Below are 1246 nucleotides of genomic sequence, written 5' to 3' on the forward strand. Positions count from 1 at the left end.
AAAAAGGGTGAAAAGCATGCCCGCTCGTATGGCATCGGCATCTTTTCACCCTTTCATAATCGCCCCTGCATGAATAGAACTGTTCGGTTCCTCCGCGCTTTGGGGATGACCGGGGTCGGGGACGTTTAACTACCCTTTTTCTCCTTACGTTTGGGGTTATCCACCTCAACTTCGATTTTCTTCAGAGCATCACTGATGGGCTGCTTCCAGCGCACCAGTATTCGCGGACGTTTCAGCGAGGTGGCACATACGTCTTCCTCTTTCACCTCCATCTTCGAGGGTATCGTGGTGCGAAGCGAAAAGATGTCGCCCAAGTCGAGCGAACCTCCCAGAGTAACCACTTCTTTGATGATGTTCTTCAGCGTGATGAGAACGTTGCGAACATCGCCCTCGCTCAACGACGTTTCGCGAACGATGCGGTCGATGAGCCATTCCTGAGAGAACTTGAGCGGAGCCTTGGGTTCGGCCCCATACGCCTTTTGCCCTTTGCGAGGGCCTACGCCGAGCACGCGCTCGACTACTTTAAATACAATCATGTTCTTAACGGTTTAAATGAATATTGTGGGGCTTCCGACGGCGGACCTTGCCCCGTTAACTGCTTTCTTTTAGTGCTGCATAGCCCACGCCGCCGGGTTGCGTTTCGACCTCCTGTTGACGATGCTTTCCTCTTCTCATTGGCGATGGTTTTGTGTTCCTATTGGGAACCCTTTTGTATTCCCATTGGGAAAGGTCTTGTCTTCCTATTGAGAATCCATCGGTCTTCCTATTGGGAAAGGTCGAGGCTTCTCACTGGGAACACGATTGCCTCTATATTGTGAATGGGAAAGTACGCCTGTCGAACATCCTCAAAGAGCTATACTTAGACTCCTCTTGGATTGATACTTAAGGTATCGTAGGAGTGATACTTAGAGTCCTCGACCTTTCCTTATAGGAGTCCTCGACCTTTCCTTATAGGAGTCCTTGACCTTTCCTTATAGGAGTCCTTGACCTTTCCTTATAGGAATCCTCCGGCACTTCCAATGTCTATTCCTTAGTCCTCCCAAGGCGAGTAATCAGCCATCGTTTGTTCGCCTGCTCCGCCTTCCTCGTCTTCGTCGAAGATGCCGGGCTTGGCCAGTCCTTCGTTCTCGCCTACGGAGTGCGAACTCACAACAAATTGGGCGATATTGTCGTCGGTCAAGAGTTGGATAACCTTAATCTGCGGGGTGATATATCTTTGTTTCATTGTTTACTACTTATTACTTAA

At 49.7% G+C, this 1246-nt stretch carries 2 protein-coding genes; both read right to left on the reverse strand.

Going from position 1 to position 1246, the window contains the following annotated elements; genetic code table 11:
- Positions 1–125: 125 nt before the first annotated feature.
- A complete protein-coding gene (locus HMPREF9140_RS09980; RefSeq protein WP_006953789.1) occupies positions 126–536 on the reverse strand; it encodes an HU family DNA-binding protein in 411 nt (136 codons plus the stop codon).
- 494 nt (positions 537–1030) lie between these two features.
- Positions 1031–1225: a hypothetical protein gene (locus HMPREF9140_RS09985; RefSeq protein WP_006951037.1), complete on the reverse strand. Its 195-nt coding sequence runs from the start codon at positions 1223–1225 to the stop codon at positions 1031–1033.
- Positions 1226–1246: the final 21 nt, after the last annotated feature.

This window comes from Prevotella micans F0438 (assembly GCF_000243035.1).
Classification (GTDB): domain Bacteria; phylum Bacteroidota; class Bacteroidia; order Bacteroidales; family Bacteroidaceae; genus Prevotella; species Prevotella micans.